The following is a 22,854-nucleotide window of genomic DNA, read 5'->3' as shown; positions in this document are numbered from 1 at the left end:
TTTACCAAGAGACCCGAGTATGAGCAGACGACGCAGGAAGGTTCTTCCGAAAGAGCCCGTGCGCTGTGAGATTGAAACCCTGAGCCACGACGGCCGGGGTATTGCCCGTCAGGACGGCAAAACGCAGTTTGTGGATGGAGCCCTGCCGGGCGAAACGGTCATGGCGAAAGTGGTGTCCAGCCGTAGCAAGTTCGACGAGTTGCGCACTGAAGAGGTTCTGGAAGCCGCGCCGGACCGCCAGACGCCACCCTGCGAGTTTGCCGACCTTTGCGGTGGCTGCAGCCTCCAGCATATGAGTGGCGATGCCCAGATCGCGTTCAAGGAGAACACCTTGCGGGAGCATTTTGCCCATTTTGGGGGCATTGAGCCCGAGGAGTGGATTGAGCCGCTGCGTTCCGAGGAGAGTCTTGGCTATCGTCGCAAGGCTCGTTTGGGCGTTCGTTACGTCAAGGCCCGGGAGTCGGTTCTGGTCGGCTTCCGGGAAAAGCGCAACAGTTTCCTGACCGACATTGATCGTTGCGCGGTGCTGGACCCCAGAATTGGTGAGCGCATATTGCCCCTGCGCAACATGCTGCATGATCTGGACGCGTATAGCCGGATTGCCCAGGTAGAAGTTGCCTGTGGTGACGATGTGGCCGTGATGGTGTTCCGGAACATGGATGATCTGTCGGACGGTGACCGGGAAAAGCTTATCGCCTTTGGTCAGGCCCACGACTTGCATATCTACCTGCAGCCCAAGGGGCCTGACACCGTGCATCGGATCTGGCCCGAATCCTCGGGTCCGGATGACGAACGGTTGAGCTACCGGCTGGATGAATTCGACCTGACCATGAAATTTCATCCCATGGACTTTACCCAGGTCAATGCAGGCATTAACCGCGCGATGGTACACAGGGCCGTGGAGTGGCTGGATGTCCAGCCGGGAGAGCGTGTGCTGGATCTCTTCTGTGGTCTGGGCAACTTCACGTTGCCTCTGGCCCGAAGAGGAGGGCAGGTCGTTGGCGTAGAAGGCGACGAGACCATGGTCGTGCGCGGCCGGGAGAATGCGGAACTGAATGGTCTGGACAATGTCGATTTCCACGGTGCGGATCTGCACGGGGATTTCACCGGCCAGAGTTGGGCGAAGGAAGGGTTCGACAAGATTCTGATTGACCCGCCCCGCTCCGGTGCCGAGGAAATCTGCAAGTACCTCACCGCCTTCGGGGCGCGACGGATCGTCTACGTCTCCTGTAACCCGGCGACCCTCGCGCGGGATGCAGGCGTTATGGTGCGCAACGGCTACCGTCTGGTGCGCGCGGGTGTGATGGACATGTTTCCCCACACCACCCACGTGGAATCCATCGCGTTGTTTGAGCGGGATTCCGGCTGACAATGTTGTGGGCAGCCAGGGATGGCTGCGTAAACCATCAGGAACAACAAGACTGATATGGTAAAAGTTCGCGAAGACTACGCAATGACGGGCGATGGCCAGGTGGATATCGAGGGCTGGGTTCAGCAGATCGCCTCGCAGACACACCTGGAAGACCCCGATCAGTTCCGGCAGGCATGCGAAAAAGCGGCCGAAATTGACCTTCAGGCCTTCCGGCAGGACCGTCAGTGGGCCCCCGGTTCCAGTAGCTTCCGGATCGGCATTGAAATGGCTCAGGTGCTGGCAGAGCTGCACCTGGACCAGGCCAGCCTGGTAGCAGCGATTCTTTACCGGGCGGTACGCGAAGAGCGTGTTCCACTGGAAACCATCCGCAAGGAATTTGGCGACGAGGTGGCGGGCCTGATCAACGGCGTGCAGCAGATGGCGGCGATTTCATCCATCCATCACCCGCTGAAAGGGAACGTCCTCGGGCAGAGTGAGGGGCAGTTGGACAACGTCCGCAAGATGCTCGTCACCATGATTGACGACGTCCGGGTTGCCCTGATCAAACTGGCCGAGCGGACCTGCGCCATTCGGGCCGTCAAGGACGCTCCGGAAGAAAAGCGCATGCGTGTGGCCCGGGAAGTGTTCGATATCTATGCGCCGCTGGCCCATCGTCTTGGTATCGGTCATATAAAATGGGAGTTGGAGGACCTGTCCTTCCGCTACCTGCATGAGTCCGCCTACAAAAAGATCGCCAAGCTGCTCGACGAGAAGCGCCTGGACCGTGATAGCTACATCAAGCGCGTCATTGCGACTCTGCAGACCGAACTCAAAGCCTATGGCATTGAGGGTGAGCTGTCCGGCCGCGCCAAGCACATCTACAGCATCTGGCGGAAAATGCGGCGCAAGGGCATCGATTTCTCCCAGGTCTACGATGTTCGCGCCGTGCGTATTCTTGTTCCGGAAGTGCGCGACTGTTACGCCGCCCTGGGTATTGTCCACACTCTGTGGCGCCATATTCCGAACGAATTCGATGATTACATAGCCAACCCCAAGGAAAACGGTTACCAATCCCTGCACACAGCGGTGATCGGGCCGGAGGGCAAGGTTATGGAAGTGCAGATCCGCACCCACAAGATGCATGAGGAGGCGGAACTGGGCGTCTGTGCCCACTGGTTGTACAAGGGGATGGACAAGAGCAACAAGTCCACCGGTTACGATGCCAAGATCAACTGGCTGCGCCAGGTGCTGGAGTGGCAGGAAGAGCTGGGCGACCTGTCCGGGCTGGCCGACCACCTGAAATCCGATGTGGCCTCAGACAGGGTGTATGTTTTCACGCCCGAGGGCCATGTGGTGGATCTGCCCCAGGGGGCAACGCCGGTGGACTTTGCTTATCGGGTGCATACCGAGATCGGCCATGCCTGCCGTGGCGCCAGGGTGAACAGCCGGATCGTGCCGCTGACCTATCCACTGAAAACCGGCGACCAGGTGTTCATTCTGACCTCCAACAATCCGGCCCCCAGCCGCGACTGGCTGAATCCGAGCCTGGGCTACATCCAGACCTCCCGGGCAAGAGCCAAGGTTACCCACTGGTTCAAGCAGCAGGATCGGGGCCGGAATATCGTTGATGGCCGTGCCATTCTCGAGGACGAATTCAAGCGCCTGTCCCTGTACGACGTGGATCTTGGCGAGCTCGCGAAGAAGGTCAATTATCACAGTGCCGAGGACATGTTTGCTGCGACAGGTGCTGGCGATCTTCGTCCGACTCATGTTGCCAATGTGGCTCAGCAGATGCTGGAGCCCAAATCCGAACAGCTGGATCTGAAGCTCAGCACCCAGCGCCGCAAACCGTACGATACGGAATCGGATATCCAGATCCTGGGCGTTGGCAAGCTCAAGACTCAGGTGGCGAAATGCTGCAAACCCCTGCCGGGAGATGCGATCGGTGGCTACATCACGGTCGGTCGGGGCGTGACGGTGCATCGTCAGGACTGCCTCACATTTCTGAATCTGCGAGAGTTTGAGCCCAACCGGATCATTGAGGTGAGTTGGGGTGGCCGGCAGGCAGCGGTTTATCCGGTTGATATCGAAATCGAGGCCTATGACCGGTCCGGGTTGCTGCGGGATATAACCCAGGTGCTGTCGGCTTCGAAGAGTGATGTACTGTCGCTCAATACCCTGAGTAACAAGGATGAGAACACGGCCACCATGACGGTGACCGTGGAGATCTCCAGTCTGGAGCAGCTGGCCCGATTGCTGGCACAGATTCGCAACCTGCCCAATATCATTGATGTAAGGCGTAAACGCGGATGAGCTATACCATCGAGGATCTGAAATATCTGATGGCCCGGCTACGGGATCCGGATACCGGCTGTCCATGGGATACGAAGCAATCTTACAAGTCCATCGTGCCTCACACGCTGGAGGAAGCCTACGAAGTTGCCGATGCCATCGAACGTGAGGATTACCCGCATCTGAAAGACGAGCTGGGAGATCTGCTGTTCCAGGTGATTTTCTATGCTCAGATCGGACGGGAAGACGGGCATTTCGACTTCGACGGCGTTGTCGATCATCTGGTGCGCAAACTGGTGCGCCGGCATCCACATGTTTTTCCGGAAGGAACCCTGGACAGTCGAATCGATCCGGATAACCGGCCGGATGAGGCGTGGATCAAGGAAAGTTGGGAACGTATCAAGGCCGAGGAGCGGGCACTGAAGCCGGCACCGGATGCCGGCGCACCGGAAAGCCGGCTTGAAGGCATTGCCCGTACCCTGCCAGCCATGGCACGGGCCGAAAAGCTCCAGAAACGGGCGGCGCGCCACGGTTTTGACTGGCCGGATATCGCCGCCGTGTTCGACAAGCTCCATGAGGAAATTGACGAGCTCAAGGAGGCCTGGGAAGCGGCGCAAACCGGCGCTGGTGATCCGGACGCCGTTGAGGATGAGCTGGGCGATCTTCTGTTTGTCTGTGTGAACCTGGCACGGTTCATGAAGGTTAATCCCGAGCAGGCTCTCAATCGGACCAATCACAAGTTCGATGCCCGGTTCCGGGCCATTGAAAAAGTGCTTGAGCGTGAGGGCCGCGACATGGACGAAGAATCACTGGAGGCGCTGGATGCCGTCTGGCAGGCGGTCAAAGGCGTGGAGCGGGGAGGAAGAGAGGAATGAACAGGGCGGATCGGTAAGTACAATCCGTTACCAATTTTCTCGCCCCCGGACCGACGGCTTCGTCTACACTTCCGGAAACGGACGCACAGTTTTCGTGCGCCGTGCGCCATCAATAAGATGCAGGAGTGAAGGCACCATGAAAATCAAAGATCTGGTCAATTACTGGGACAAGCATGCACGTGGTCGGCTTACCCGAGACGCCTATTTCATGGCGTTGTCTGACCAGCATCACAAGCGCCTCGAAAAGCTCGCAGCGCTTTATCCGATGAAGTCACCTCAGGATCTGATGCGGGATCTGATTTCTGCAGCACTGGATGAAATGGAGACCAGCTTTCCGTATGTCCAGGGCACCAAGGTGGTGGCGTATGACGAGGACGGCTTCGAGATCTATGAGGACCAGGGTCTCACCCCAAAATTCGTCAGTCTGAGCCAGAAGCACATCCAGCGCCTCAAGGCTCGCCAGCTCGAGTCAGTGGCCTGACGAAAGGGCAGCTAACGCTGCCCCTCGTTTCTTACTTGTCTTTCCCTTCCAGCCTGTCCTTCAGCGGGCTCTGGCGAACTAGATCGTCCAGCGCTGCGCCAATCATATCGTTCAGAATGTCGCTCTCGCTGCGATCCGGGTAAAGCTCCGCCAGTGCGGCTACGCGTGCGGCATCTTCCAGCGGCAGGCGCAGATTGTAATCGTGCGTGCGCTCCACGGGCTCTTTTTGCTTCTCCCAGTGTTTGGGCAAATCAGTGACCTTCATGATGACTCCTTGCAGCTACAGGCTTGAATCGCCAATAGACTTTCTCGACTGTTCCTTAGTATCGTAAGTTTACTTCGCCTCCGTCAATTCAAAAGGACGTCAATGTGACTGAGCTTCATCCCGAACTCCGAGAAAACGTACGAATGCTGGGCGAACTGCTTGGCCAGAGCATACGGCGGTATCCAGGACAGGATTGCTATGAACTGATCGAGGAAATCCGTGCGGCGGCCAAGGCAGATCGCCGCCAGGAAAGCGGATCCGGTCAGCGGCTTGTAAACCTGCTGGGCAAGTTGAGCGATGATGAACTGCTTCCGGTTACCCGGGCGTTCAACCAGTTTCTGAACCTGGCCAACCTGGCCGAGCAATACCACGGCATCCGTCGCAAGCGGGGCCATCAGTCAGACCTGATGGTGGAATCTCTCGGTGAAGTGTTTGAGCGGTTGAAGCAGGGCGATGTGACGCCGGAAGAACTTCATCAGAGGGTCGCGGACCTGCGCATCGAGTTCGTCCTTACGGCCCACCCTACTGAAGTGGCCCGGCGCACCCTGATCATGAAATACGACGAAATGTCGGACTGCCTGGCACGGCTGGACCATGACGACCTGATGCCGGCCGAGCGGGAGGAGATCGTTACCCGCCTGTCCCAGTTGGTTACGGAAGCGTGGCACACCGACGAAATTCGCCATGAGCGACCAACCGCAGTGGATGAGGCCAAGTGGGGCTTTGCGGTTATAGAAAACAGTCTGTGGCAGGCACTGCCCCAATTTCTGAGAAGCCTGGATACTTCCTTGCAGGACGCCACCGGGAAGGGCCTGCCCCTGCAGGCATCCCCCATCCGGATTGCATCCTGGATGGGCGGTGATCGCGATGGTAATCCGAACGTTATCCATAAGGTCACCCGCCGGGTCTTCCTGCTTGGCCGCTGGATGGCAGCGGATCTCTACCTTCGTGATATTCAGGCGCTGCGGGCGGAACTGTCCATGTGGCAGGCAAGCGACGAGCTCAAGGCAGTTGTCGGTGATTCCCGGGAACCCTACCGCCATGTGCTCGCCGAACTTCGCGAACGGCTGATCAAAACCCGGGACTGGGCCGAGGCGAGCGTCAATGGCGAAACCGCGGATGCGAGCGGGATCCTGTTTGAGAATGAGGATTTCACCGGCCCCCTGGAGCTCTGCTATCGATCCCTGGTTGAGTGTGGGCTGGAAGATATTGCCAACGGCCCTCTGCTGGATACCATCCGGCGGGCACATACCTTCGGCCTGCCGTTGATCCGTCTGGACATCCGCCAGGAAGCGAGCCGTCACGCCGAGGCCGTCGCCGAGATGGTCGACTACCTCGGCCTGGGGGATTACCTGTCCTGGTCCGAACAGGAGCGTCAGGCGTTCCTCGTGCAGGAGCTACAGGGCCGACGTCCGCTGGTCCCCCGCAATTGGGAGCCCTCTGAATCCGTTGCCGAGGTGCTGGCGACCTGCGAGGTAGTGGCGCAACAAACCCCGGAAGCTCTCGGTTCCTACGTGATTAGCATGGCCAGCAAGCCCTCTGACGTGTTGAGCGTGATTCTGCTGCTGCGGGAATCGGGGATGAAGTTTCCGATGCGGGTCGTCCCTCTGTTTGAAACCCTGGACGACCTGCGTGGCGCGCCGGACAGCATGTCGGCTCTGTACGAGGTTGAATGGTACCGGGAGTATTGCCAGGGCCGTCAGGAAGTGATGATCGGCTACTCGGATTCCTCCAAGGATGCGGGTCAGCTGATGGCGGCGTGGGCCCAGTATCAGGCCCAGGAGAAACTTACCCAGGTCGCCCGCCAGTATGGGGTCCATCTGACCCTGTTCCACGGTCGGGGCGGCACCGTTGGCCGAGGCGGTGGGCCTGCCAACCGGGCAATTCTGTCCCAGCCGCCGGGCTCGGTTAACGGCAGTTTCCGGATCACCGAGCAGGGGGAGATGATTCGTTTCAAGTTCGGTTTGCCCCGGCTGGCTGTTCAAAGTCTGACGCTCTACACCACCGCCGTCATTGAAGCCACACTGGCTCCGCCACCCAAACCGGAGGTCAGCTGGCGTGAGACCATGGACTGGCTCACCGAACGCTCCCTGAAAGCCTACCGCGATGTGGTTCGGGAGAATCCGGATTTCGTGCCTTATTTTCGTCAGGTCACACCCGAGCAGGCCCTGGGCAAGCTGGCGCTGGGCAGCCGACCGGCGCGGCGCAAGGCCACCGGCGGCGTGGAAAGCCTGCGGGCAATACCCTGGATCTTCGCCTGGACCCAGATGCGGCTGATGCTGCCCAGCTGGCTTGGCAGCGACGTGGCGCTTGAGGAAGCGGCCCGCGATAACCGGTTGCCGGTACTGAGGGAGATGATGCAGGGCTGGCCGTTTTTCCGCACCTACGTCGACATGCTGGAAATGGTGCTGGCCAAGGCGGATCTGCGGATCGCGAGTTATTATGAACAGACCCTGCTTGATGATGACCAACTGAAAGCCCTGGGTGAAAGCCTTCGAACCCGGCTCCAGGGGTGCATCGAGCGGCTTCTGGAACTCAAGGAGCAAACGGATCTGCTTGAGGCGGAGCCCGTGTTCGCGCACTCTATGCGAGTCCGCAACCCCTACACCGATCCATTGCACTACCTGCAGGCCGAACTGCTGCGGAGGGATCGGGAAAGTGAGGGCAAGGGCGAGGTTCCCGAACTGGTGGAGCGCGCCCTCAAAGTCACCATGGCGGGTATCGCTGCAGGTATGCGCAACACCGGCTGATCAATACAGGTGTCGAAAATAGTGCTGGCAAAGGCCGGGTAGCCTGGCCGCTGACAACGAACGAAGGGAGTAAGCTGTGGCTCTGGCTGCACGATTGGAACGTTTTCTCGCCCGCAAGGGCATCAGCTATCGGGAGTTGCCGATTGATCAGGTGACCAGCCTCGATGCGGCAGTTATGGCCTCGGGACTGTCGCAGGATGCCTTCATTCAAGCCACTCTCCTGATCGATATTACCGGTGTCGTGATGGCAGTGCACAAGTTCGACAGTTCCCTAGATCCGGATGCCGTTCACCAGTTGACCGGCCGGCGCCTCCAGCCACTTACCGCACGGCAGACCATGCGGCTGTTCGGGGATTGCGACCCCGGCTTCACGCCGCCCATCGGGCAGGCCTATGAATTGCCCGTGATCGTGGATGAGGATGTGATACTCGCGGATCAGGTCGTGTTCTCCAGTGGTACCGATCATTCGCTGATACAGATGGATGGTCGCTCACTCCGGTTGGCGCTGGCAGGCGCCAGGGAAGGCCACCTGGTTATCCGGGGGCCGGGCAATGGCAACCGCGAGGCCCTGACGCTCGAGGAAGTGGCCGACAAGCTTCAGAAACTCTACCGGTTGCCACCAATGCCGGCTCTCGCCCTGCGCATTCTGCGGTTGACCGCCAATACCGATGCCACCGCCCGGGAGCTTGCCGAGCTGATCGAGTTTGACCCGAGCCTGACCGCCCAGATCATGCGCTATGCCCGGTCTGCACTGTTCAATTATCCCGGCCAGATCAACTCGGTCCAGGAAGCGGTTACCCGTGTCCTGGGCTTTGATCGCGTGGCACATATCGCCTTGGGCATTGCCTCCGTTCGCGCCTTTGAAGTGCCCCGCCAGGGAATGCTGGGTATGGACAATTTCTGGCGCCACTCGCTGTATTGCGCGTTCCTGTGCCAGATCATTGCTCCGCGATGCGGCGCCGAGAAAGGACTGGGTTATCTGTGCGGTCTGCTGCACAACTTCGGCCTGTTGCTGGTGGGGCATCTTTTCCCGGCAGAATTTGATGAACTCAATGAGCTTCGCGAGGCCAATCCCGAAGCCAGCATGCACTCTCTCGAACAACAGGTCTTCGGACAGGGCAATGGGCAGGAAATCCTGTCGGTTGGCCATGGTGCCATTGGCGGAATACTCCACCGTTTGTGGCAACTGCCGGATCCGGTGGTCAAGGCGGCCGGTGTTCATCAGCAGTCGGGTTACCATGGTGAGCATGAGAACTACGTCCTCATGGTTCAGTTGGCGAATGCCCTTCTGAAGGATCGCGGTATTGGCGATGAGTTTAACCCCGATGATGTGCCCTCTCTGCTGGAAGGCCTGGGGCTGCAGCCGGACGTTGTGGAAGAACTGAACTCCGAACTGGAGCGTGTTGCTCCCGATCTGGACGCACTGGCCAACTCCCTGTCATCCTGACACCCTGTCTGTATTCGCTGGGAAATGCGCACTTCCGGTGCATGATACGGAGGTCGACTTTCTCTGACGTGGCTGACTTCGTATAATGCGCCTTCGCCGTTTCCGGCTGACACCTGTTCCGTGCAGGAGAGGCTGTCGCAAAGGCAGAGGTTTTTGCCACAGCTTTTCAAATGATAATGACTAAAACGGGAGCACAGCGTTATGCGAATCATCATGTTAGGCGCACCGGGCGCAGGCAAGGGGACTCAGGCCCAGTTCATTACGGAACGGTTTGATATTCCCCAGATCTCTACCGGTGACATGCTGCGCGCGGCGGTAAAGGCGGAGTCCGAGCTGGGCAAGCAGGTCAAGGAAGTCATGGCAACGGGCGGGCTGGTGTCGGACGACATCATCATTGCGCTGATCGAGGAGCGCATCCAGCAGCCGGACTGCAAGAACGGTTTCCTGCTGGATGGTTTTCCCCGCACGATTCCCCAGGCCGAGGCTTTGAAAGAGCAGGGGATTGCCATCGATTATGTGGTTGAAATTGCCGTCGATGACGAGGAAATCGTCAGTCGTCTGTCCGGTCGCCGGGTACATGAAGGCAGCGGTCGCATCTACCACGTGAAATACGATCCGCCCAAAGTTGAGGGCAAGGATGATGAAACCGGTGAACCTCTGGTTCAGCGCGAGGACGACAAGGAAGAGACGGTTCGCAAGCGTCTGAAGATCTATCACGACCAGACCGCACCGCTGGTCGGCTACTACCAGGACTGGGCTTCGAAAGACCCTGCAGCCGCGCCGAAATATGTTCGCGTGGAAGGCGTTGGCAGCCTTGACAGCATTCGCGACCAGATCCTTTCAGAACTCAAGTAAATTATTGGCATCCTGACCTGAGGTTTTCACACCGGTGAAACTGTTGGCATTGGATACGTCATCAGAGGGCTGCTCGGCAGCCCTTCTTGTTGATGGCGATATCTCCGAACGCTTCGAGCTTGCCCCCAGAGGCCACACCCGGCTGCTGATGCCAATGGTGCGGGAACTGCTGGCAGAGAAAAATCTGGCCCCGGCCGAGCTGGATGCCCTGGCGTTCGCCCGCGGCCCCGGATCTTTCACTGGCGTGAGAATCGCAACCGGTGTCGTGCAGGGGCTTGCCTGGGGGCTGGATATCCCGGTGGTGCCCGTGTCGTCACTGGAGGCGGTTGCATTGGGCGCCATTGATAGCATGGATATTCCCGAGAACGGCGGCATTGCGGTGGCATTCGACGCGCGTATGGGAGAGCTTTATTGGGGGTGTTTTGCTGCCCGTTCAGGACTGCCGGTGGCTCTGGCTCCGGAACAGGTCTGTCCGCCGGAGGCAGTTAGCCTGCCCGCCGCCACCGAAGGCTGGTGCGGAGCTGGTCCGGGCTGGCAGTATCGCTCCGCAATGCCGGTGGAGGTATCTGAGAGTGTTGATAACGTAGATGAGACTCTGGTACTTCGTGCTGCCTGGGTAGCGCGTCTTGCGGCGAATGCATACGAGCAGGGGAAGACGGTGTCAGCGGAGCAGGCTCAACCGGTGTACATCAGGGATGAAGTGGCCTGGAAAAAACTGCCTGGCCGATAGTCTCACCAGCTGTCTTCGCGAATCCCGGAACGCCAGACTGGGTAAAAAGTGATCATCCACCTTTTCTTCCTCAAGATAATCTTTCATACTTTCGGTTCACGTTTTCCTGTCATCCGGCCAGCGGTATCTGAACATGATTGGCGGTATTAATCCGGGTAACAATTTCAATTTCCAGACCGGCAACAACAGCCCTGTCCGGGAGCGCAGTGATACGGCCCGGGCGCCTGCATCAACGCCGGAGAAAACACCCGATGCGGCTCGCCGTGACCTCGCCGATGGTCGCCAGGGCATTGTCAGCGAACGCAATGCGACCGAAAGCCTCGAGCGCCGTGTTGAGGCCCGTCGTGCCGCCGAAGACGCCCGTCTGGAGCGTTTCCGTGCCGACGAGGTCTCGCTGCCAGCCGCCAGGGCTCTCTCCACATTTGCCTCTGTAGCCGCTGCCGGTCAGGAAGCTGGCGGCGATGGTAGTCTGGCCGGGATTGATATTCTGGTCTGATGCCTGAGTCCTCCTCGCCCGAACCCTCTGCCCTTTGCAGCACCATCGCTGTTGCCCACAGTGCACTTGGCGACCGAGTCCAGGCCGAAAGTCTGGCCCAATCGCTTGAGCTGGCTAACCTGGGTGTTGTTCGCCCAAGAGATGTCACGGACTTCCCGGTTTTACTATTTCTTGACGAGCTGGGCCTTGGCCTGCAGGTCACCGGCAAAGGTGCGCCAGGGCCAGTTCGTGCAGAGTTCGTTACCGGAAAAATGGGGTACCGGCGTGAGCATGGTGGTGGCGCGGGCCAACTGGTGGCCAAGGCGGTTGGTCTGCAGAAAACCCGAGCCACCCTGGATGTGGTTGATGCAACGGCGGGACTGGGCCAGGATGCCTTTGTTCTCGCCAGCCTTGGCTGCAGGGTCACATTGTTCGAACGCAATCCGGTTATTCATGCGCTGTTGGCTGACGGTTTGGCGCGGGCAGCTATGAACGTGGATTGCGCCGCCATTGTCGAGCGCATGCGGCTGCTGGAAGGCAGCAGTATTGAGTGGCTGGCACAAAGTGAAATCGAAGCCGCGGACGTTGTCTATCTGGATCCGATGTTTCCCCATCGAGACAAGTCGGCCCTGGTAAAAAAAGAAATGCAGGTGTTTCGCACCATCGTGGGTGACGACGAAGATTCCGGACAATTGCTGGCGAGCGCGCTCGAGCATGCTCGTTACCGGGTGGTGGTGAAGCGGCCCCGTAAGGCGTCGGCGATTGAAGGACCGGAGCCGACCACCCGCGTGGAAGGCAAAAGTAGCCGCTACGATGTGTATTCGATTCGGGCGCTGCCGGCCCGGTGAGCGCCGTCAGGCGCCCATCATGGTAACCTGCTGGATTGCCTGTCGCTTCTCGACGCTCAGCACCAGGCGGGCATCATCAGCCACCTCATCCAGCCCTTCCCCGTAGCACAGCAAGCCATTATCGTCGGTGGTGATCACACCATTGTTCTGCATATTGGCAATGAAGTTCCGGAACAGGCTCTTGTCAAAGAATTCCGGTGCATTGAGACCGAACAGGATGGACATGCGTTCGGCGAGCAGGGCGCTCTGCTCTTCCAGTTCGGCGGCGCTGATCTTGCCCGAACCGTACTTGCGCAGAATGCCCAGGGCAATGTGGTAGCGCTCGACCGTCTGGATGATAAAGCGGGACAGCACCCTGAGCCTGAGCATGGCTTCGGTGCCTTCCTCCGGCCGTCCGATCCGGTCATCGTCCAGGGGCTTCAGCAGGCCCTGTTCAATAAGAACATCAATCCACTGATTGATCACGTTTCTGGCTTCATCCGGCTGGTACTTCAGGAAAAGCTCGGATTGCAGGTAGGGGTAGGCCACGCTGGCAAGGAAGACGATCTTGTCGCGCCCCAGTGAATCCTTGTTTTCAAACAGGCTGGCAATCAGTGAGGGCAGTGCGAACAGGTGCTGGATGTTGTTCCTGTAGTAGGTCATCAGGATCGCGTTGCTGCCCTCCAGGGCAATGATATCGCCGAGCTTTTGCGGCTGCCGGCTGATCAGACCCATACCCTCGCAGTATGCGACCCAGTCTTTGCCCGAGCCCTCGGGCAGGGTCACCGTTTCCGCGTAGGGGAAGGCCTTGAGCAGGGCTGCGTATTGATCCATCAGGCGGATCAACTGGCCCTCATCCATCGCCAGTCGTTCGGTACCCAGCAGCACCGTTGCGGTCATGCCGATCGGGTTGACGGCAACAGAGGCGTTAATGCTGGACGCCACCCGGAACGACAGTTCTGAAACCGCGCTGTTGAGCCACTTGGGACGATACTCGGCGTCGTAGGCCTCGTCTCGCCAGCTGCTGCTTACGTCGTCGAGAACCTCGGACAGATGGATGGCCTCGCCGAAGTTTACCGCGACGCGACCAAAGGAGTTGCTGAGTTTGCGGACGGTCTTGGCCAGGCCGAAGACGCTCTCTTTCTCTTTTTTCTTGCCGCGAAGTTCGCCTAGGTAGGAGCGCCCTTCCATAACCTTTTCATAGCCAATGTAAACGGGCACGAACACAATGGGTTTGCGATGGTCGCGCAGGAAGCTGCGAACGGTCATTGCCAGCATGCCTGGCCGGGGTTGAAGCATCCGACCCGTGCGGCTGCGACCACCCTCGACAAAATACTCCACGGAATAGCCCCGGGAGAACATCACATGCATATATTCATTGAAAACGGTAGCGTACAGGGGATTGTCCTTGAAGCTGCGGCGCATGAAGAAGGCCCCGCCGCGGCGCAGGATCGGTCCGACAATGGGCATGTTGAGATTGATACCTGCTGCGATGTGCGGCGGCATCAGGCCATTCTTGTAAAGCACGTAGGACAGCAGCAGGTAGTCGATGTGTGACCGGTGGCAAGGCACGTATACCACCGCGTTGTCCTGGGCGACTTCTTTCACCACCCGGATATTGTTGATGGCAATACCGTTGTAGATCCGGTTCCACAGCCATGACAGCACCACCTCAAGGAAGCGGATGGTGACGATGGACATGCTGGCGGCGATTTCGTCCGCGTATTTGTAAGCCTTGGCACGTACTTTTTCCGGCGGGATGTCGTCTTTGGCTGCGGTCTCCCTGATGGCCTCCTTGACTGCCTGAGTGCGCACCAACCCTGCCACCAGAGTACGGCGATGGGAGAGATCTGGGCCCAGAACGGCCTGGCGAACGCGGCGGAAGTGGGTTCTCAGAATCCGTGCCAGCTTGCGGTTGGCGCGCTCCTCGCTGTGTCGGTATTCATCGATAACCTGCTTTAGCGAAAGCGGCTGGTTGAATTGCACGTAGGTATTGCGGCCGTGAACCATGATGATCAGGAACTTCTGAAGCCGGCCGGCAATGGACCAGGTATCAGACAGCAGTAGTTTGACCAGGGATTTCTCCTTGTCAGGGGAGCGGCCCCAGAACAGGGAGACAGGCACAATCTGGACATCCTGGTCCGGGTGTTCCAGACCATAGCGCACCAGTGCCTGGAATTCGTTCGTAGGTGCCGGCGCCTGGCGACCTCGGAAAAAACCACCAATCCGGCGATAGAGAAAAAAGAAGGAGTGGGATGGGCCATTTTTCACTGGGAGTGCTTCGGAGGCGCCCGGCAGTCCCGCCCGGATGACTTCCTGCTCGAGAACCAGACGGCTGGAAAGGGAGCTGTATTGCAGCACGTAGCAGACCGGTTTGTCGGGATCCAGGGCGAGGGCGTCAACGCTGTTGCCGCTGACATCGGTCCGGACCCAGATGAACAGTATCTTGCGGAAAAGGGTCAGGATCAGGCTGCGAATGCCCTGGTAAAGACGCATAAAGTGCAACTCCGTTGAATAAACAGGTGCCAAGTTTACTTGGTTGAGTTCAGGGCGGAAAGTCGAGCTTTCATTCTTGGCCGGTGCAGCAATGTGGTACATTTCGGACTCATCTTTTTATCACCCAGTTGATTCATCGAATGGTGGTCGCAATGACTCAGTGGATACCCGGCTGGACGACCCGGCGGCCAGAAAAAAGCGATCTGATCCTCGCCTTGTCGGGGTCTGGAGTGGTCAAGGCTGAAAACGGCTGGCTGCATTCCGGCGACAGCGATCTTTTCGAGGGCGGGTTGCCCGAGTCAGTGTCACTGGGCAGCTACGACGGCCGGGACCTGTTTGTTACCGAATTACCGGCGTCTGGCCTTGGTGACCAGGAGGTGATTCCGCTTCGGGATGCTTTGCTGATGCTGAGCGACGCGCCTGCGGATATGCTCAGTACCGGCTTCCAGGTCTGGCAGTGGTGGCGAGACCATCGGTATTGCGGCCGCTGTGGACAGGAAACCGGTTTTCATCCCCGGGAACGGGCCAAATGGTGCGACCCCTGCGGCATTCCCTGGTATCCGAGATTGGCGCCTTGCGTGATCGTGGTCATACGCAGGGAGGATCGGTTTCTGCTCGCAAAGTCCTCAAGGATCAAGCGGCACTTCTACAGCCTGATTGCCGGATTTGTCGAACCGGGGGAAAGCCTTGAGGGCGCTGTGCACCGTGAAGTGAAAGAGGAGACCGGGTTGGATGTCACCAACATCCGCTATCACGCCTCGCAACCCTGGCCATTCCCCCATCAGCTGATGGTCGGCTTCTTTGCCGATTACGCGGGAGGTGAACTGGTACTCCAGGAAGACGAACTCGCCGATGCTGACTGGTTCCTGCCGGGTGATACGCCACCGGTGCCGCCGGAGACCACGATTTCCGGTCGCCTGATCCGGGCCATGGAAAATGAGATTTCCCGGGGAGGCATTCCGGTTTGAACGAGCAGGCGCCTCCAAGGGTACTGGTGTTCGACTCCGGCGTGGGCGGGCTGAGCGTCGCAGCCTGTATTCACCGGCATTTGCCCGGGCTGGAGCTCGTCTACCTGGCGGATAACGCAGGTTTCCCCTACGGCGACAAATCCGAAACGGTCGTGATTGATCGCTGTTGCACGCTGATCAATACAGCCCTGGCGCTTTACCCGTCGGACGTTATTGTGGTGGCCTGTAACACGGCCAGCACGGTGGTTTTACCCCATTTGAGGGCCATGACAAAGGTGCCGGTTGTGGGTGTAGTGCCCGCCATCAAGCCGGCGGCGGCGAAGACGATTAACCGGCGGCTGGGGTTGTTGGCAACACCGGCAACAGTTCGCAGACCATACCTCGACAGGCTGGTCGAGGAATTTGCCGGCGATTGCCGGGTAGAACGTATTGGCCATCCGGGGTTGGTGCGCTGGGCGGAAGACCTGGTTTCTGGTATCGAGGTCCCTCTTGAGGGGCTAAAAGAGGCAATGAAGCCTTTCCGGGAAGCGGATGTGGACACGGTGGTTCTAGGCTGCACTCATTATCCACTGTTGCTGGAGAGCCTGAAGCAGAGTTTGCCATCGGTGCGTTTCTGGGTGGACTCGGGAGAGGCTATTGCACGGCGAGTGGCCTGGCTGCTGGATCAGGCGGGGCAACTTGCGTTGGCTGAAGACCAGATGTGCAGGGAAGGGGAGCGTCCCGTGATCGCAGCTTTGTTTTCAGGGTTGGCGCCTGACGGAATCACAGCCTTCATGACGGGGCTTGGACTGGCGCCCAAAGAGCTCAATGAAGACTGGCCCGGCGGAGCGCCGGGAGCTACAGCAACCGGGTCAGCTTGAACATAGCGAAGAATTCCAGCGCCGGGATCGATCGTTTGTGACAACAGTAGGTTTTGAAATTCTCGCCCCGGAAACGCGACTTGGTGAACTCCAGGCCCTTGAAGTTGTAAAGGAAATTACCCTTCTCATAGACCCCGTGGAGAAGGCGCTTCAGCAGCCGGCTCTCCTGATGTTCCGTCGCCGAATCCAGTGACAGGGGAATCAGACCCAGATCCAGATAGGGCACGCCCTCGGCCCTGAACACTTCCATCGCATGAGCCATAAGGGTATAGAAAATGCCCTGGCGGAAATCGGCATTAGCCCGGGAGATATTGGGCACATAGCTGATGATCTCGTTATTCCGATAGATCGGGTCGAAATAGATGAACCCGACGGCTTTGCCGTCCTGATAGGCGTAGAAATGCCGTTCGTTTTCCCGATAGTCCATTTCCATGGGACGGATCAGAAAACGGATTTCATTGCTTTTGCATTTCCGGGTTCGAATCCAGGCTTCGGAGATCTCACGGGTGTGGTCGTCGCTGAACCTTTCCTTGACGGTGATGCCGTTTTTCTCAGCCTGGTTCAGTGCGGTCCTGAGAATCTGTTTCTTCTTTCCGCTCAGAGACCACTTGCTCAAATCAATGCGGGACTCGCTGCCGAACTGTGTGCCGTAAAGGCCGAAGCGCAGATGGAGAAAATCGACCACAGGCTTGGATACCTGTATGTAGCTGGCATTGGGAAATTTCTGGTGAAAGCTCTCCAGCAGACTGCCAAAGTCTTCCGGGGCACAGACCGGATCAGAGAGCACGAAGGTCGCACCCCATTTGCGCATGTAGGCGATGTAGCCCATGCCCGGTACATCGAAATACTGCATGCCCGGCTGCAGCGTCGAGAACGACTGGGAGTGGGTTCCATACTTCTTCAGGAATCCGACCCGCTCGGTAAACGTGAATGAGCCGCTTTCCAGTGTGCCAACCCTGTCCAGTGCGAGGATCTGATCCGACATGCTGCTGCTCCCTGTTTGTTTTTGTTGGGTGACTCTCTAGCGAAGGTAATCAGGCCTGTTTGCGTCCGAGAATGGACCAGTAGCAGTTCATGTTCAGAAGCTTGAAGTGCTTCTTGTCGGTGACCTGAAGGCCCAGGCGCTGCATGTGCTCGGGATAGTTATAGATTTTGTGGAAGGCGTTGTTGGCGAACAGCCAGAAAATGAAGACTGCCATGTACCAGTAGAGCTTTTTGAACATTCGGGAAAGCAGGTTGCCCATGGGGTAGGAAAAGTCGCCAACAACCACCCGGGCGTCTGCTTTGCCCAGACGTATCAGATGCTCCAGGACCCGGACCATCATGTCTTCGTCGAATACGTTGAGGAAAAAGTTGGCCACCACCATGTCGTACTGTTCGAACTCATCCACCTTCATTATGTCGCTGTGGATGCGACGGATAGTAAGGTGCGGGGCTTCCTTTTTCTGAGCCTCGGCAAACTTTCTCAGCATGGTTTCGGAAAGGTCCACCACGGTTACATCGGCGCCCAGTTCGGCGGCCCGAATGGCATCCCGGCCGTGGCCGACCCCGGCGAACAATATTTTGTCCCCTGGCTGCACGGTTTCAACGTCCAGCATCGCTGTCTTGCAGCGGTGAATGTTTTTACCGCTGTAGAGGTTGCTCAGGAAATCGTAGACGGGACCAATGTACCTGTACTTGTCGCGCATGATGACTGCTGCCTGTTCTTGTTCCTTGGATGCCGTCACCGTTTTTATCGTTATTGGTCCGAGAATGTCGGACATTCCGGTGATCAGCGCCTATGGATTCGAGCTTAGAGAACAGGATGGGAGAAATATGTGCAGTAATGCGCATTTCCGGATACACAAAGTAACGTACTGCAATGCTTTGCAAACCAGATCGCGGTTTTATATCTGAGTGTCAGACAATCAATAATCGTCTATCAGAATGATGCGGCTTTGGCTCGTATGGTGCCCAGGGTTCTGGAAATTTCGACGGCTGGCCTGGCAGGGCCATAGAAAAAGCCCTGAACCTGATGGCAGCCAAGGCCTCGAAGGTATTCCAGTTGCTCGTCGGTTTCCACGCCTTCGGCAACAATCTCCAGCTTCAGTCCGTGAGCCATGGCGACGATGGCATTCACGATACACGCGCCGTCGTCGCCGCTGCGGATGGCCTTTACGAAGGATTGGTCGACCTTCAGGGTATGGATAGGGAGGCGGTGTAGGTAATTCAATGACGAATAGCCGGTGCCAAAATCGTCAATTGCTATGCGGACACCCAGAGCCGCCAGTTCCCGGAGTTTTTGGGAAATCTGCTCAAGGTCGTTCATGATCACGTTTTCGGTGATCTCGATTTCCAGGTTGCCTGCCGGGAAATTGTGGGCTTTTACCTGCTGCATCAGGGTTTCCACAAATCGCGGGTGTTCCACCTGGATAGGGGACAGGTTCACGGCCAGCCTGAGATCGTCGTGGCCGGCCCGGATCCAGCGGCCAACGTCCTGGCAGGCCTGATCCAGAACCCGTTCACTGAGCTGGCCGATCAGTTTGGTCTCCTCCGCCAGGGGCAGAAAATCTCTGGGGTAGAGCAGTCCCCGTTCGGGGTGCTGCCAGCGGACCAAGGCCTCGAGGCCGACGATCCGGTTGGTTTTGGAACACACCTGGGGTTGGTAAAACACCCTCAACTCGTCCCGCTCCAGAGCCAGGCGCAAATCCCGCTCCAGGTTAAGACGGTTGGCCGTATCGATACTCATGCTGTCGGAATAGAATCGGTACCCGTCCTTACCCTTGCCCTTGACGTGATACATGGCGATGTCTGCGTTCTGGATCAACTGATCCATGAATTCGCCGGCTTCCGGGAAGATGGCGATACCGATACTCACACCCACGAACACCTCGTGATCACCCAGTTGAAAAGGCGCCCTGAGGGCATCGATCAGCTTCTTGGCGATCTGTCTGGCATCTTCGTGATTGTGGATCGAGGGCAGTAGCAGGGTGAATTCGTCGCCACCGAAGCGGGACAGGGTATCGCCCTTGCGCAGACATTTTTCAAGACGGTGGGTTACCGCCTGCAGCAATCGATCACCCATGGCGTGGCCGAGGGTATCGTTGATGACCTTGAAACGGTCCAGATCCAGGAACATCACGGCGAGTTTCTGACCGCCACGTTTGGCGTGGGTGATCGCAAGCTCGAGACGGTCCTTGAAAAGGGCCCGGTTTGGCAGGCGCGTCAGCAGGTCGTGATAGGCCTGGAAATTGATGAATGCTTCGGCTTCCTTTCGCTCGGTGACATCACGGGCGGTGCCGTAATAGCGCGCGCCATTGCCATTTCCGCCGCCCTGGGTGGATCCGGAATGGGGCCAGGTCTGCGGATCGATTGGAAAGGCTGTTATCTCGAAGTGTCGGGTTGCCCGGCGGCTGCCCCGGGTCTTCAGGCGAACCTCGAGGGTCCTGGGGTTGTCCGCGGTGATGTTGGGGCCCTTGAGCGCCAGGGTTCCCCGGGTCACGTCACGATCATCAAGGATGTGTCGGAAGTGTTGGCCACAGAGTTCCGCAGGCTGGTATCCGAGCAGGCTCTCGACCTTGCTGTTCACAAAGCAGAAGTGGCCGTCCTGATCGAGCATGAAAACGATGTCGGGGGAGCTGTTTACGATGTAGCGATGCAGGGCCTCGGATTTCTCGAGCCGCATCTGTATGTGCTCGTGGGCCTCGAGCAGAGACTTCTTTCCGATAACGCTCTCAACGGTGGCCAGCAGCTCTTCAGGGTCGAAGGGTTTGCGGATGTAGTCCAGGGCACCCCGGCGAAGGGCTCGGCTTACGGCGCTGAAAGAGCTTTCGCCGCTGACCACAATCACTCCGCAATCCGGTTGCCCATTGGCAAGGTGGGCCATGACATCGAAGCCGTTGACCTCTGGCATCCGGAGGTCCAATAGCGCCAAATCGAATGGTTCCTGATCAATCAGGTCACAGGCTTTTCGACCACCGTGTGCTTCTGCAACCTCGTAGCCCCGGTTGCGCAACAGCGAAGCCAGCGTATGCAGCAGACGAGGTTCATCGTCCGCTACCAGTATCCGTGCCGTTAACCCGTGACTGAAAGGCTGATCAGTTTGTTCAGGTACCATCGGTCTGTATCCGTCGTTTGTGCGTCAGTCTGTCTCGTTCTTTTTATGGCTGGCCGCCGGAAGCAGAATCCTGAAGGTGGTGCCTTCCTGCCCCGTCCGACAAGCTATGATGCCCTCCATGTCATCGACTAGCTGCTTCACAATACTCAGGCCCAAACCGCTGTGGCCTTCTCCCTTTGTGGTTTTTACCGGTGAGAACAGGGTGTCCCGTATTTCACCGGGTATTCCTCTACCTGTATCTTTGATTTCCAGCTCAACCCAGGTGCGATGATTCTGCCACACTGGAGAAGCGGTATGAATTTCAACAGTGCCACTATCCTCGGGTAGGCTTTCCGCAGCGTTACGAACCAGGTTGATCACTACTTGGCGAATTCTGGTGGTGCTGGCCGCAACCCGTGTTGGTTCGCTGCACAGTGATAGCTTCAGATTTCGGTTCCCGGAGCTGAACAGGCTATCTTCAAGGATACGTGCGAGACTTTCCAGCTCAGTATTGAGCTCAACTCCTTCATCACCCGGTCCTACGGCGTCAGTATGACTCATTTGCAGTAAAAGGTTACCGGCCCGGTCCAGCTCATCCCGAATGACGTCCAGTTCCTGCTGGACGCCGGCATCCTCGAGCCTGCCGCGGAGCTGATAAATGTATTGTCTGATGATGGTAAGCGGGTTGCTGACCTCGTGCACCTGTTTGCGCAGCCGTTCGCGGGCTATTTCCTGATCCAGCCCTTCTGATCCGGCCTCTGCGCTGGCGGTCGCAAGATTTCGGTTTGCCAGCACGGAGGACAGCTGGCGGGTAAAGATATCAGCCAGTTCCAGAGTCGTCGGTAGATGGTCGTTGTCGGTTCCCAGGGCGAAGACGCCCGGGCAATCGTCGCCGCCCTTCACCGGCACGGCCAGCAGTGACGGTGTGTGTAATAGCGAGAGTAACTGACGGTCCAGTACCGTGGGTGAACGTTCCCCAAGGCTGACTGGCAGCCCGGAAATAAAAGCTTCCGTGAGAACACTCCCGCCTGGCTTGGCAGTTACCGCAAGTTCGGGGATGTCGCCAATGGTGCCGGACAGGAGCACGAGATTGTCTCCCGTGTGTCCAAAGCACAGTGCCGGAAGGCCTGTGATCAGGGTGAGGCTGTTGACGGTTTCGGCGAGAATATCTTCGGTTTCACCGGTCAGGTCGGCCAGGTTGATGGCCTGGTTCGCCATGGCCTGACGAAGAATGGTCTGTTTCAGCTGCCTAGAGGCACTTTCGCCACAGTAATCCTCGTCCAGCGGGATTCCCATGGAGGCCGCCATGCCGGAGACTTCATGACCGATGCGGCGGTTGATTTCACGGGTCAGTTCTTCGTTGAGCCCGAATACCGTGCCTGCCGCTGCAATGCCGGCGGCATCGGACAGAGCCAGGCGGGTTGCGAGACTGATCAGCTTCACCAGGTGGCCGGCGTCCCTCAGTTCCGAGGGCAGCGCCTGCTGATAGCGCATAGCATCGGCTGCCATGGGGCCCAGGCCCCAGGAAGCCACGAGTTCGGCGGCAATGTCTGACTGGTGATCAAGATAGTGTTGCTTCGCCTCGGTGGCTGGCGTTTTAATAGCGATCAGTTCGCCGATGTTGTGAAGCATGCCCAGCATGAAGGCTTCGTCTGGCTCCGGATACCGGGTAAGCGTTGCCAACGCCCGTGCGGTTAGTGCGGTAGTCAGCGAGTGGCGCCAGAAGTCTCTGAGTTGCTGCCATTCCTCGCCGCCCAGCTCGAACAGCAGCTGTCTCAGGGCTGCGGTCAGAACCAGGGTGTGAAAACGGCGGGTGCCGAGTCTGAGGAGTGCCTGGTCAACCGATCGAATGGGGGTAGAGGGGCCGTAAAGGGCGGAATTGGCCAGTGCCAGTATGCGAGCCACCAGCGCCGTATCGGCAGAGACAATTTCGCTGATTTTTCGGTAGCTCTCGTCCTGATGGCATGCATCGAGCGCCCGCAGGGTCACCTCCGGTAGACTCGGTAGCTGTAGATCAGGCGCGATGTGCATAGGCTTACCTGCCGTGCGACGAAAAAGTCAGTATCTGACGGAGCGTTCATTCTTATTGTCCGAAAAGAGCTTAGAC

18 protein-coding genes are annotated in these 22,854 nt (G+C 58.2%); 12 read left to right on the top strand and 6 right to left on the bottom strand.

Annotation, left to right across the window (positions count from 1 at the left end):
- The first annotated feature begins 19 nt into the window (after positions 1 to 19).
- The 4 genes from rlmD (at position 20) to GJU83_RS13170 (ending at position 4,999) form a co-directional block, all read left to right on the top strand.
- Complete coding sequence (gene rlmD / locus GJU83_RS13185; protein ID WP_136629319.1) at positions 20 to 1,369, top strand: 23S rRNA (uracil(1939)-C(5))-methyltransferase RlmD; 1,350 nt, start codon at positions 20 to 22, stop codon at positions 1,367 to 1,369.
- 57 nt (positions 1,370 to 1,426) lie between these two features.
- The gene (relA, locus tag GJU83_RS13180; RefSeq protein ID WP_136631306.1) at positions 1,427 to 3,664 is read left to right on the top strand and encodes a GTP diphosphokinase; all 2,238 of its coding nucleotides are present in this window, start codon (positions 1,427 to 1,429) and stop codon (positions 3,662 to 3,664) included.
- The gene (gene mazG, locus GJU83_RS13175) at positions 3,661 to 4,518 is read left to right on the top strand and encodes a nucleoside triphosphate pyrophosphohydrolase (protein WP_069184128.1); all 858 of its coding nucleotides are present in this window, start codon (positions 3,661 to 3,663) and stop codon (positions 4,516 to 4,518) included. Before relA ends, mazG begins: the two co-directional genes overlap by 4 nt.
- A 136-nt stretch (positions 4,519 to 4,654) precedes the next feature.
- A complete protein-coding gene (locus tag GJU83_RS13170) occupies positions 4,655 to 4,999 on the top strand; it encodes a hypothetical protein (protein ID WP_008176163.1) in 345 nt (114 codons plus the stop codon).
- 31 nt (positions 5,000 to 5,030) lie between these two features.
- Here GJU83_RS13170 and GJU83_RS13165 read toward each other — a convergent pair whose 3' ends face one another.
- A complete protein-coding gene (locus GJU83_RS13165; protein WP_069184129.1) occupies positions 5,031 to 5,264 on the bottom strand; it encodes a hypothetical protein in 234 nt (77 codons plus the stop codon).
- Between the two features lie 104 nt (positions 5,265 to 5,368).
- On the opposite strand from GJU83_RS13165, the gene ppc reads away from it, so the two are divergent.
- The 6 genes from ppc to GJU83_RS13135 all read left to right on the top strand — a co-directional run bounded on the left by ppc (position 5,369) and on the right by GJU83_RS13135 (position 12,369).
- Positions 5,369 to 8,014 (top strand): phosphoenolpyruvate carboxylase, encoded by a 2,646-nt coding sequence (ppc, locus tag GJU83_RS13160; protein ID WP_083231835.1) that lies wholly within the window; start codon positions 5,369 to 5,371, stop codon positions 8,012 to 8,014.
- A gap of 76 nt (positions 8,015 to 8,090) precedes the next feature.
- Positions 8,091 to 9,461, top strand: coding sequence for an HDOD domain-containing protein (locus tag GJU83_RS13155; RefSeq protein ID WP_069184131.1), 1,371 nt, complete (start codon positions 8,091 to 8,093; stop codon positions 9,459 to 9,461).
- Positions 9,462 to 9,662: 201 nt separating this feature from the next.
- Positions 9,663 to 10,316: an adenylate kinase gene (gene adk / locus GJU83_RS13150; protein WP_069184132.1), complete on the top strand. Its 654-nt coding sequence runs from the start codon at positions 9,663 to 9,665 to the stop codon at positions 10,314 to 10,316.
- 34 nt (positions 10,317 to 10,350) lie between these two features.
- Entirely contained in the window at positions 10,351 to 11,046 is a 696-nt protein-coding gene (gene tsaB, locus GJU83_RS13145; RefSeq protein ID WP_069184133.1) for a tRNA (adenosine(37)-N6)-threonylcarbamoyltransferase complex dimerization subunit type 1 TsaB, read from the top strand.
- A gap of 133 nt (positions 11,047 to 11,179) precedes the next feature.
- Positions 11,180 to 11,542: a UDP pyrophosphate phosphatase gene (locus tag GJU83_RS13140; RefSeq protein ID WP_069184134.1), complete on the top strand. Its 363-nt coding sequence runs from the start codon at positions 11,180 to 11,182 to the stop codon at positions 11,540 to 11,542.
- Complete coding sequence (locus GJU83_RS13135) at positions 11,542 to 12,369, top strand: class I SAM-dependent methyltransferase (protein ID WP_069184135.1); 828 nt, start codon at positions 11,542 to 11,544, stop codon at positions 12,367 to 12,369. Before GJU83_RS13140 ends, GJU83_RS13135 begins: the two co-directional genes overlap by 1 nt.
- 6 nt (positions 12,370 to 12,375) lie before the next feature.
- On the opposite strand, the gene plsB is transcribed toward GJU83_RS13135, so the two are convergent.
- Positions 12,376 to 14,844, bottom strand: a complete 2,469-nt coding sequence (gene plsB, locus GJU83_RS13130) for a glycerol-3-phosphate 1-O-acyltransferase PlsB (protein ID WP_069184136.1) — start codon at positions 14,842 to 14,844, stop codon at positions 12,376 to 12,378.
- A gap of 152 nt (positions 14,845 to 14,996) precedes the next feature.
- Here plsB and nudC point away from each other — a divergent pair, with 152 nt between their 5' ends.
- Positions 14,997 to 15,812, top strand: coding sequence for an NAD(+) diphosphatase (gene nudC / locus GJU83_RS13125; protein WP_069184137.1), 816 nt, complete (start codon positions 14,997 to 14,999; stop codon positions 15,810 to 15,812).
- The gene (murI, locus tag GJU83_RS13120) at positions 15,809 to 16,672 is read left to right on the top strand and encodes a glutamate racemase (RefSeq protein ID WP_069184138.1); all 864 of its coding nucleotides are present in this window, start codon (positions 15,809 to 15,811) and stop codon (positions 16,670 to 16,672) included. The genes nudC and murI overlap by 4 nt, the downstream gene beginning before the upstream one ends.
- On the opposite strand, the gene GJU83_RS13115 is transcribed toward murI, so the two are convergent.
- The 4 genes from GJU83_RS13115 to GJU83_RS13100 form a co-directional block, all read right to left on the bottom strand.
- The gene (locus tag GJU83_RS13115) at positions 16,650 to 17,657 is read right to left on the bottom strand and encodes a DUF2156 domain-containing protein (RefSeq protein WP_069184139.1); all 1,008 of its coding nucleotides are present in this window, start codon (positions 17,655 to 17,657) and stop codon (positions 16,650 to 16,652) included. The genes murI and GJU83_RS13115 overlap by 23 nt on opposite strands.
- Positions 17,658 to 17,706: 49 nt before the next feature.
- Entirely contained in the window at positions 17,707 to 18,360 is a 654-nt protein-coding gene (locus GJU83_RS13110; protein ID WP_069184140.1) for a class I SAM-dependent methyltransferase, read from the bottom strand.
- 233 nt (positions 18,361 to 18,593) lie between these two features.
- Positions 18,594 to 20,768, bottom strand: coding sequence for a putative bifunctional diguanylate cyclase/phosphodiesterase (locus tag GJU83_RS13105; protein WP_069184141.1), 2,175 nt, complete (start codon positions 20,766 to 20,768; stop codon positions 18,594 to 18,596).
- Positions 20,769 to 20,792: 24 nt separating this feature from the next.
- Positions 20,793 to 22,778 (bottom strand): HDOD domain-containing protein, encoded by a 1,986-nt coding sequence (locus tag GJU83_RS13100; protein ID WP_069184142.1) that lies wholly within the window; start codon positions 22,776 to 22,778, stop codon positions 20,793 to 20,795.
- Positions 22,779 to 22,854: the final 76 nt, after the last annotated feature.

The sequence above is a fragment of the Marinobacter salsuginis genome (genome assembly GCF_009617755.1).
GTDB lineage: Bacteria > Pseudomonadota > Gammaproteobacteria > Pseudomonadales > Oleiphilaceae > Marinobacter > Marinobacter salsuginis.
Note: the sequence above shows the minus strand (reverse complement) of the source record. Positions and strands in the feature narration are given on the sequence as shown.

Bases quoted from the DNA above. Each gene is read 5' to 3' on its own strand.
- GJU83_RS13165 (WP_069184129.1), bottom strand. From the start codon at position 5,264: ATGAAGGTCACTGATTTGCCCAAACACTGGGAGAAGCAAAAAGAGCCC.
- GJU83_RS13110 (WP_069184140.1), bottom strand. From the start codon at position 18,360: ATGCGCGACAAGTACAGGTACATTGGTCCCGTCTACGATTTCCTGAGC.
- GJU83_RS13170 (WP_008176163.1), top strand. From the start codon at position 4,655: ATGAAAATCAAAGATCTGGTCAATTACTGGGACAAGCATGCACGTGGT.
- relA (WP_136631306.1), top strand. From the start codon at position 1,427: ATGGTAAAAGTTCGCGAAGACTACGCAATGACGGGCGATGGCCAGGTG.
- GJU83_RS13135 (WP_069184135.1), top strand. From the start codon at position 11,542: ATGCCTGAGTCCTCCTCGCCCGAACCCTCTGCCCTTTGCAGCACCATC.
- GJU83_RS13115 (WP_069184139.1), bottom strand. From the start codon at position 17,657: ATGTCGGATCAGATCCTCGCACTGGACAGGGTTGGCACACTGGAAAGC.
- GJU83_RS13105 (WP_069184141.1), bottom strand. From the start codon at position 20,768: ATGGTACCTGAACAAACTGATCAGCCTTTCAGTCACGGGTTAACGGCA.
- rlmD (WP_136629319.1), top strand. From the start codon at position 20: ATGAGCAGACGACGCAGGAAGGTTCTTCCGAAAGAGCCCGTGCGCTGT.
- GJU83_RS13140 (WP_069184134.1), top strand. From the start codon at position 11,180: ATGATTGGCGGTATTAATCCGGGTAACAATTTCAATTTCCAGACCGGC.
- adk (WP_069184132.1), top strand. From the start codon at position 9,663: ATGCGAATCATCATGTTAGGCGCACCGGGCGCAGGCAAGGGGACTCAG.
- nudC (WP_069184137.1), top strand. From the start codon at position 14,997: ATGACTCAGTGGATACCCGGCTGGACGACCCGGCGGCCAGAAAAAAGC.
- mazG (WP_069184128.1), top strand. From the start codon at position 3,661: ATGAGCTATACCATCGAGGATCTGAAATATCTGATGGCCCGGCTACGG.
- plsB (WP_069184136.1), bottom strand. From the start codon at position 14,844: ATGCGTCTTTACCAGGGCATTCGCAGCCTGATCCTGACCCTTTTCCGC.
- GJU83_RS13100 (WP_069184142.1), bottom strand. From the start codon at position 22,778: ATGCACATCGCGCCTGATCTACAGCTACCGAGTCTACCGGAGGTGACC.